Annotated in this window: 3 protein-coding genes and 1 pseudogene; all 4 read right to left on the bottom strand. The window is 50.1% G+C overall.

Going from position 1 to position 3222, the window contains the following annotated elements; genetic code table 11:
* Window positions 1–79: 79 nt before the first annotated feature.
* Window positions 80–445, bottom strand: coding sequence for a hypothetical protein (locus tag JCM11216_RS14065; protein ID WP_243676473.1), 366 nt, complete (start codon window positions 443–445; stop codon window positions 80–82).
* A gap of 94 nt (window positions 446–539) precedes the next feature.
* Window positions 540–1364, bottom strand: a complete 825-nt coding sequence (locus tag JCM11216_RS14060) for a ParA family protein (RefSeq protein WP_243676472.1) — start codon at window positions 1362–1364, stop codon at window positions 540–542.
* The gene (gene tadA / locus JCM11216_RS14055) at window positions 1361–2950 is read right to left on the bottom strand and encodes an ATPase, T2SS/T4P/T4SS family (protein WP_054854598.1); all 1590 of its coding nucleotides are present in this window, start codon (window positions 2948–2950) and stop codon (window positions 1361–1363) included. The genes JCM11216_RS14060 and tadA overlap by 4 nt, the downstream gene beginning before the upstream one ends.
* Window positions 2947–3222: pseudogene (locus JCM11216_RS14050) on the bottom strand (hypothetical protein); the annotation flags it as partial. The pseudogene JCM11216_RS14050 and the gene tadA, both read right to left, overlap by 4 nt.

The raw sequence follows: 3222 nt of genomic DNA, 5'->3' as shown, positions 1-3222 counted from the left end.
CTGGAGTTTCCGTGGATTACCACGAAGTCACCACGCCCAATCAACTCCCTAATTAGTTTGAAGTTTGTTGAGTTCACATTCACGTGAACCAAACCACCCCCCCATTGATTATGAGGCCAGGCCCAATCACAGACCAATCAATGATTACTAGGCTATTGTTTGGTAGGCTTGGTAATTCATTAATGGTTATGGGCTTGATCAGTGATTGATTAATGCCCACGCTAGTCAGCCTTTGAACAAGCATTGAAGAACCAACAACGTAAATTGGCGTGTTTATGCTAACCGGTGTTGGTTCATTGACTGTGGCGAGACTCGCCTGGCCAACGGGGTTTGTGGTTTTAACCCCCCCGGGCTTATTAACGATGTGTAGTGCAAGCGCAAACGCTAAAGCCAGGGCGACAACCACGGACAAAGCCATTACCAAAAGCCTTGATCTAAAACCCATAGTCATCGGTTCTCTCTAATTCATGGGACTTTTTTTTTACTCCGGCTGTTCAGGGAAAGTGAGTCGAGTGGGGGGGTTGAATAAGCCTGGAGCGTTAGGTCACGCTCACTGAGCCGGTGAGTAATGCCTTTACCTGCCTTGTCATGGTGTTGGTCATGGTCTCTATGGCTTTTTTGAAGTTTGCCAGTGATCCCTTTGGTTCGTATAGTATGGCTGGCTTCATGGTTGCCGTTAGGTACTGTGCAATTGGGCTCATGGGGGGGATTGTGAAGACCTCACCATTATGGGCGAAGCCCCTTACCCTCGACTCGATGGTGTCGAGTCCTGGCAGTGCCTTGTTTAAGACCACATTAATTATCTTCCTATACTTGAGTTGAGTAATCATTGGCTGTATGTACGTGTCGTCGATTTCCTTGATTACGTACTCGCTGTACGTTGCGTGGTCTAGAACCACGTTAATGATTTGCGACGTGACCAGTGCGGGTATTAGTATTGGCGTTGGTGCGTTGGCTGGTAAGTCCACAAGCACCAACTGTGATCCAGTACTCATCACCAAGGAGTTGATTAGGTAAACCCACCTATTGAAGGATTCGTTAACATTAATCGTTAGTTGATAACTCCTCACGTTGCCTGGCGGTACAACGAGGACTGAGGGTAAATAAGTAGACCTACTAAGTAACTGATTAACGTCGTTGATCGAGCCAATCAGGAAGTCCAGTGCGCCAAGCCTCTCCGGCACAATGCCCAGTGTCCTACTGGCCGTCTGGCTCGAGTCTATCCCGAGGTCAATCAATAGGACGTTAGACCTAAGCGACTGACTCATTGCTATTGCCAAGTTAGCGGCTAGTGTTGACTTACCAGTGCCTCCCTTCGAGCCACTGAAGAATGTGGCTATGACGAACCTAGGCCTAAGCATCATCTACCACCATTCCCAGCTTTATAAGGCTCAAACTCGGAGTCGAGGCTAAGCAATTCATCCGGCAGTGGCAGAGGCTTTGCCTGCTCACTAATAGCCTCACTCACCTCAGCCGTAATGTCGACACTCTTGAGCACAGCCTCAGGCTGTTTGTAAAACACGTAAAGTAGGTTGGCTAGTTGCTCGTGGCTTAAGCCCGCGTTGACTGCCTTCGTTAGGAAGGCAATCCTAAACCCCCCCAACTGCCTATTTACGTAATCAACGCCGTAATCCCTGATTAAGGCGTTCATGTAGGGCTCTGTGTTGTGTATTTTCCTAACAAACCTCCTCGTGACAACCTCATACACCCCCCCTGTTTCGGTGTTAAACCTAACATCCCTACTCATCGAGACCTCAACAATCACCGAGAGCCTCAGCAACTCCTCAACCTCGAAGCCGAGGCCCCCCCTAAGCCTAGCCCTAGCCGCTTCAATGTTTTCGGCGTGGAACGTGGTCAAGGCACCGTGACCGAGTGTAATCGCCTCAGCCAATGCCTTGAACTCACCGCCACTCCTAGCCTCGTTCAAAACGATGATATCCACACCACTCCTGAGGGCTTGCCTAATCAACTCAGCCTTGTCAATACTCCTAATTCCATGGGCGTAGGCTACCCGCTCAAGCATTGGCTTCACGACTTGGTGAAACGGCAGGAAGAGCTCGGCTACGTCCATGATCAACGCCATGGACCTAGTGACGAGCATGTAGGCGATGGCGTTTTGTAGGCTGGTCTTCCCACTACCCATGGGCCCAATTATCAGGATCGGGACCCTGTGGTCGGCGAGTAGCCAGAGCCTAGCCGAGTCCTCGATGCTAATCATGCCTCGCCTAATCAACTCGGGTAGTGTCCATGACTTCCTGGGCAAAACCCTAATGCTCATTGAGCCTGGGCTAACAGGCTCAGCCTCAATGCTAACCCTAACACCGAACTCGGGATCCACGACAGACGCCACTGGATTGTAGCTGGTCACCGCAGTCCTTGATCTCTGGGCAACACGCCTAATCAAGTAATCAACGAATGAGTTAAGGTCAAAACTCACTGTCTTAATCACCCTCCTACCCTTCCTTAATTCGTAGGGTTCCCAGCCGATGATTACCTGAACCCTACCCAATAAGGCATGCTCTATGTAGATTCCGCCGAGGCCGTACTTTGTGTTGACCTTGTTTATGTGTATGTCCGTCACGTCATCCATAAGTAGGACTGGGGGGGTCAACGCTCCGTAGTAGTTGAACCACCTATTGAATACCCTAACAGCCAAGTCAATGCTCTCCCTACTCGGCTTTATTCCTATTGACTTCAAGCCCCTCTCGACAGCCCTCTCCAGCTTGGCGCCACTCCCGAACCAATCAACGATTCTATCGAGGGGGGGTAGCGCCACTACCCAGTCGGGTAGTTCGTCAATGACGTATGCCACGTAGTCATGGACGCCGTACTGGCTAGCCTGTATTAAATGAACCTCGATGTCGGTTTTAATCCCGCCGAACTCGATTGTGTAGTGCTTGACCAATCCCTGGCTAATCACCTTAGGCTCGAGGCGTGCATTGCAAGTCACCAAATGAGTGGTATCAGCGGGGGGGTTAGGTAGATTGGTATTAAGGAGATTCCAAGCCCAATGCTGTGCATGGACTTGCCGGTTAGGATTGAAGTGGCAATCGCCAGTGGGATCAGTGTTGAGTTTATCAACTGTGGGTTTAATGCAATGGGCAAATTAATGCCAGTCATAGTAACTGCGTGTATTCCAGCTAGGATGTACGCCGTGAATACCATGAATGCGTAGCCAACCGAAACAAAGGGCCCATAGACAAAGCCAGTGGTTACTGAGCG

Source organism: Vulcanisaeta distributa JCM 11216 (genome assembly GCF_001315985.1).
Classification (GTDB): Archaea; Thermoproteota; Thermoprotei; order Thermoproteales; family Thermocladiaceae; genus Vulcanisaeta; species Vulcanisaeta distributa_E.
The sequence above is the reverse complement of the archived record's forward strand: the minus strand, read 5'-3'. Positions and strand labels throughout refer to the sequence as shown.